General features: G+C 44.8%; 7 protein-coding genes. 5 read left to right on the top strand and 2 right to left on the bottom strand.

Features of this window, described 5'->3' with window-relative positions:
• Both KIV40_RS26065 and KIV40_RS26060 read right to left on the bottom strand, forming a co-directional pair.
• Positions 1-107: transposase (locus KIV40_RS26065; protein ID WP_285347973.1), on the bottom strand; the 107-nt coding region annotated here is incomplete at its 3' end.
• Positions 108-191: 84 nt separating this feature from the next.
• Positions 192-626, bottom strand: a complete 435-nt coding sequence (locus tag KIV40_RS26060; protein ID WP_285352091.1) for a prepilin-type N-terminal cleavage/methylation domain-containing protein — start codon at positions 624-626, stop codon at positions 192-194.
• Positions 627-729: 103 nt separating this feature from the next.
• Here KIV40_RS26060 and KIV40_RS26055 point away from each other — a divergent pair, with 103 nt between their 5' ends.
• From KIV40_RS26055 to KIV40_RS26035, 5 genes are all read left to right on the top strand, one after another.
• Positions 730-1,245: a GspH/FimT family pseudopilin gene (locus tag KIV40_RS26055; RefSeq protein WP_285352093.1), complete on the top strand. Its 516-nt coding sequence runs from the start codon at positions 730-732 to the stop codon at positions 1,243-1,245.
• Between the two features lie 9 nt (positions 1,246-1,254).
• Positions 1,255-1,881 (top strand): PilW family protein, encoded by a 627-nt coding sequence (locus KIV40_RS26050; RefSeq protein ID WP_021017882.1) that lies wholly within the window; start codon positions 1,255-1,257, stop codon positions 1,879-1,881.
• Positions 1,881-3,122 carry a hypothetical protein gene (locus KIV40_RS26045; protein ID WP_012127141.1) on the top strand — a complete coding sequence of 414 codons (1,242 nt, stop codon included), beginning with the start codon at positions 1,881-1,883 and terminating at the stop codon, positions 3,120-3,122. The genes KIV40_RS26050 and KIV40_RS26045 overlap by 1 nt, the downstream gene beginning before the upstream one ends.
• Positions 3,112-3,522, top strand: a complete 411-nt coding sequence (locus tag KIV40_RS26040; RefSeq protein ID WP_285352088.1) for a prepilin-type N-terminal cleavage/methylation domain-containing protein — start codon at positions 3,112-3,114, stop codon at positions 3,520-3,522. Before KIV40_RS26045 ends, KIV40_RS26040 begins: the two co-directional genes overlap by 11 nt.
• 264 nt (positions 3,523-3,786) lie before the next feature.
• Positions 3,787-5,346 (top strand): AbgT family transporter, encoded by a 1,560-nt coding sequence (locus KIV40_RS26035; RefSeq protein WP_285352087.1) that lies wholly within the window; start codon positions 3,787-3,789, stop codon positions 5,344-5,346.
• Positions 5,347-5,717 lie beyond the last annotated feature (371 nt).

The raw sequence follows: 5,717 nt of genomic DNA, 5'->3' as shown, positions 1-5,717 counted from the left end.
AGATTGTATTTCTGAGCTAACTCAGCGACAGTTTTATCACCTCTAGCAGCATCAAGCGCCACCTTAGCTTTAAATTCGGGTGAGTGGTTTCTACGTTTTCTAGTCATAATCTGTTCCAGTATTTTTAGGTACTATACAAACAGATCAATCACTTAAAGTCATGTCCGAAAATTGGGGGCCACTTCTGTGCTCTAGTTCCAACAATCGCTTGGCGATTCAATGTTGGTTGAAGTGAGTGTTATTTTTTTGTCTTGGCCAGTGAAGCAACTGTCGTTGTTTTGCCCTAAATCAGACTTGGCTGTCGCTTCAATTCTGTACGCTAAAGTCGCTGAACTGACGATATTAAATGAAAAGCGGTCTGAGTCTGAATCGCAGATCGTACAATGCCCACCAGATACCAATCCACCCCAGTCGTAGCCCCCGTCATAAGACGTTTCGAGTTCCAATTGAAGACGAGCAATATCACTAATCGCAACGGTGCGATGGGCAGTGATACTGTGGTTGCTATAAGACGGATAGGCGATAGCGGCAATGATACCGACGATCACAACGGCTATCAGTAATTCGATCAGTGTCATCCCTCTAAATCGTTTGTTGTATCCGTTACAACCAGGAATTCGAATCATGACGAGTAGTTCCCTTTTCACTTTTCCGCCTATTTTTCTTAGGTGATAGCATCAGCGCAAGATGAATTACGGCCCTTTTGCCGTTTGCATAGGAATTTGGGAAATGCCTCGCGGGTTTACGTTATTGGAGCTTCTGATCACCATCGCTGTAATGAGTGTTTTACTGGCAGCGGCAGCACCATCTTTCCAAAATGTTTTTGAAACCAAAAAAATGCAGCGCTTAGCTGATGAGCTACACGGTTTTGTTCTTCAAGGTAAGTCGGAAGCGGTTTTACGCAGAGAAAGACTCTGGGCCCACATTATTATGTCTGGGGCTTCATCAAGTGATGGCAATTGGCGAATAGAACTTACTGATAACGGAGCCGAAGGAGCAGGTACGGTTTTGTTGTCATTTTCGGGAGAGGCTTACAACGGAATTGTGGTTACGCCAAGTTATTCATCGACTCAAATCAGCTTCGATGACGTTCATGGTCGCCCTTCCGCCGGTAATATCAAATTTTATCCGGTAGGAGAATCTACAAAAGCACTCAAACTCATCTCTCACACTCTTTCTGCTCGCGTTCGTGTATGTAGTGATAACAACAATACCGAGTTCTTTGGGTACTCAACCTGCTCTTAAGGGATGAATATGTTTAACCAAAAAGGTGCCAGCCTCGTTGAGTTCATGATTGCTTCTTCTTTAGGGCTGATCTCTCTCGCTATTGTCGGTTCGCTTTATGTCAGTGGCCAAAAGGTGGCGATGGAGCGCTCTAAAGAGCTGATGTTATTGCAAAACACAGCCAGTGTTCTGCAGATGATGAAGAGCGATATTCAGCGCGCAGGATTTGATGGTGGCGATGGAAATTCGGTCAAAATATCCGGTGCAACTAACACACTTTATACCATTAGTGGCACTGACTCTGGGCTTATTGCATACGTTTATAACGTTGGGGTTTCTGGAGCTACGTCTTTGTATAAAAACGTGGTGTATGAGCAACGGGATGGCACACCTGAATCGCTCTTTGCGTGTGAAAAGAAGCAAGCCACTATATGGGATATCAATGATGTGGCCAACCTCTCTGGTACAGGGATGTGTAACACACTCTTCGACAAAAAGGCGATCCACGTTAATCGGTTTGACCTTGTGAGTGAGGTACTAGAAAACACCGACGCCAAGAGTGCTCTAATAACCGTTACCTTGGGGACTGAATTGAAAGATGCGACGAATATTCGTACGGAGCAGTCCTTTACTGTGAAACAAAGGAACTGGCAATAATGAATAAACAACAAGGTGCGGCAGCGTTACTGGTTGTCAGCTTATTACTTGTCGCAGCGTTAATGATGTCGCTTGGTAGCTACAAGTCTCTTTTTTATCAGATCAAACGTGCCAATAACCAAATTGAAGCGCGGCAGGAGCACTGGCGTGCTGAGGGGGGATTGGAGTGTGGCTACGCGATAAATAAAGCGGATATGTCGGTCACACCAAATACGCAAGACTACTCTAGTTGTTTGCAAAGTACCGTTACTGCAACTCAATCTTTGGTCGACCCGAAACTCTACGAGCTATCTTCGAGCGTAAACAACCGAGTTGAGACCTTCAAGAGTATTGAAGTAATTGGCAGACCCACTGGTGCTATACAGGCTCGCTCTGATTTGAAGTTAATGGGGTCCTATCTTTTTACGCCGGAATTTGTCGAGCCAGACACTTGTGTATCTGTTCGATTTATGACTTCAGTAGCAATGGAGGGCGCTTTTGTTACTACACACCCTTCTGGAAAAACGTGTAGTTCATCTCATATGACGAATACTGCGCGCTCAGGGTTATGCGTTTCTGGTGACTCTAACTGTGATGATTCTGCTGGCATAAACGACTACAAAGTGAAAGTCATTGGTAACAATCAAGATTATATTGGCGACGAAAAGATGTTTGAGCATGATTTTATTCATGACCCAAACCTTGACCCTTTTGAAGCGTTTTTTGGTTACCCTCGCTCCCAATTAACTCAAATAAAAAATGGATTCGTGGTGATTGATGGGAGTGTGGCAAGTAGCTCGTCAACAGTTCAATCTTGTGTTGATAGGATAATCAGTGCGTTTTCTGTGAGCGATAAAGTGTGGGTGGTTGGTGATTGTGACCTAGAAACCGGTATCGGAATCAACCTTAATGCTAGCCCTAAGCTTCTTGTTATCGAGAATGGCTTATTGTCGGTTAATGGTGCTGACTCTTTTCCCGGAACTGTTTACCAATTGTTTACTTCTACAGTCAGTGACATGACCGCAAGATGGACATCAGATGTCTCAGTCACTCCATTTATAGGAGGACTCTCGACAGACGAAATAAAAAAACTTACTTTTTTTTCCCGTGGCGCTTTCAAGCCTGTAGGTGGGTATGTTTTCGACACCCCTGGTGGGTTGGGTGTTTTTGGTGCCGCAGTTAACTTGGAATTTGATTCCACATCCGTACCCAATGATCACAAGAAAATTAAATGGAAAAAGGGTTCTTGGAATGATCTCTAAACAAAAAGGCTTTAGCTTAATCGAGGTGCTGATTTCGTTTCTGCTGCTTGGTATTGGCGCACTTGGTTTAACTAAGCTACAAATCTACATGGAACGTGAATCGGATTACGCGATTCAAAGTATCGAGGCACTGCGACTGGCCGAAAATCAACTTGAGTTGTTCCGCACTCGAGGTGCTTCTGAGGCAATGTATACTATGACACCGGCCAGTTTCGCTGCTATTGCAACAGGATCTTCTGCTACTGGATCTTATATCGTTGAGTGGGAAGTGCCTGCAGCAACGATCTCCGGATCTCTCAAGGCCATCACGATAACTTCTAGCTGGAAAGATAGGATGGGGGAAACGCAATCGATTGAGCTAAAAACAATGATTTCGCGTTACAGTGAGTTTGAAAACTAACGTGTTTTATATTCCTTTTGCAATTGCTTTTGTCGTAAGTATCTACAACCTTTATGCTTGGTTAGGTGGTTAATAAGTGGTTTTGCAACTGTTAATGCAATGGTGTACTACTGTTTTTTTTATGTTTAATTGATATGGATTTTTGCAAAATATGTCTCCAAATATGGAAAAAAGCGTAGAATCTTGTGCTTTCTTAATATCTATTTAATAGAATGCTCCACTGAAAATAGGCTATGGAACCAACATCATTCATATGGAGTTACCATGAGTAACCAAGCAGTAAATAAGGCACCGTCACCGAAGCCGAGCGGGATGGATCGCTTTCTGAACTTTATCGAGCGAGTAGGTAATAAAATTCCCGATCCAGCGATTCTGTTCTTCTGGGCACTAATCATTACTTGGGCTGCGTCTGCACTTTTGTCGAATGTTTCTTTCGACCTCCTAAACCCTCGAACTGGCGAAGCTCTTACTATTACTAACCTTCTAACAGGTGAAGCACTGGCAAGCTTCCTTGCTAATATGGTGACAACGTTCACGAGCTTTGCGCCACTTGGCATCGTTCTAGTAGCGATGTTGGGTGTAGGTGTTGCCGATTCTTCTGGCTTCATCACGACTGGTCTTAAGAAGATGCTGAAATTCACGCCAGCGAAACTTCTTACTCCAATGCTAATCCTTGTAGCAATCGTATCTCACACAGCGGCGGATGCGGGCTACGTTCTGGTTATTCCTCTTGGTGGCATCATCTTCCACGCAGCTGGTCGTCACCCTCTAGCGGGTATCGCAGCATCGTTTGCAGGTGTGTCAGGTGGTTTCTCTGCTAACTTTATTCCTTCAGGTATTGACCCTCTATTGGCTGGTTTCACACAAACAGCTGCACAGGTTCTAGATCCTGAGTACGTGGTTAACCCATTAGCAAACATCTTCTTTACTGGTCTATCTTCAGTAATCATTGTTGCTATCGGTTGGTACGTAACTGAGAAAATCATCGAACCACGCCTGAAGAACACTCCAATCGACGAAGACGCAGAGAAAGCACCAGATCTAGGTTCTTTCACAGAGCTTGAGTCTAAAGCGTTCCGTTACGCTGGTTGGGCAATGATGGCGGGTATCGCTCTTCTTGTTTTGGCGCTTATTCCTGAAAACTCTGCACTGCGCTCACCTGAGGGTGAGATCACAGCGTTCTCTGCGCCAATCATGAAGTCTATCGTTCCGTTGATTTTCATCCTGTTTATCATTCCGGGTTACGTTTACGGTCGCGTTTCTGGCACGTTCAAGACAAGTAACGACGTCATTAAAGCGATGGCGGATACTATGTCTACAATGGGCGCATACATCGTAATGATGTTCTTCTGTGCACAGTTCCTATCTGCATTCGCGCAATCAAACATCGGTACGATGCTAGCGCTATACGGTGCGGAAGGTCTGAAAGCAATGAACCTACCCGGTGAAGCTACTATCATCGGTATGGTTCTTCTAACAGCTTCTGTAAACCTTCTAATCGGTTCAGCATCAGCGAAATGGGCACTGATCGGTCCTATCCTAGTGCCTATGCTAATGGCTGTGGGTATCTCTCCTGAGCTATCTCAGGCGGCTTACCGTGTCGGTGACTCTGTATCGAACATCATTTCACCTCTAATGGTATTCTTCCCACTAGTGGTGGTTTACTGTCAACGTTACGTGAAGTCGACGGGTATCGGCACACTAGCATCGCTAATGATGCCATTCTCGATTGCAATGCTAATCGGCTGGTCTATCTTCCTAGTGGCTTACTGGATGCTAAATATTCCTCTAGGCATCCAAGCGCCATACACTTACACAATGTAAGAATGCTGAAGTTACTAAATAAAATTAAAAAGCGCTGGTCGAGAGACTGGCGCTTTTTTGTTTTCGTAAATCGAGAGCGGACTTTGTCCTACAGGACGTTGCGCTTCGAGAGTCGGGAACGCTTCACTTTAGAAATCGAGAATTGTGTACTGAAAGAATAGTGAAACAAACTCAGCTTAAACAGCGTTGACAGAATGTGCTCCTAGAAAAACAAAATAAATCGCATCCCGCATCCCGCATCCCGCATCCCGCATCCCGCATCCCGCATCCCGCATCCCGCATCCCGCACCCCGCATCCCGCATCCGCTTCCACTTCCCCTCTTTGAAGGTTAAAATCCACTTTCAATTACGACCTATCCCAAATACCGGAG

The organism is Vibrio sp. D173a (assembly GCF_030248475.1).
The sequence above is the reverse complement of the archived record's forward strand: the minus strand, read 5'-3'. Positions and strand labels throughout refer to the sequence as shown.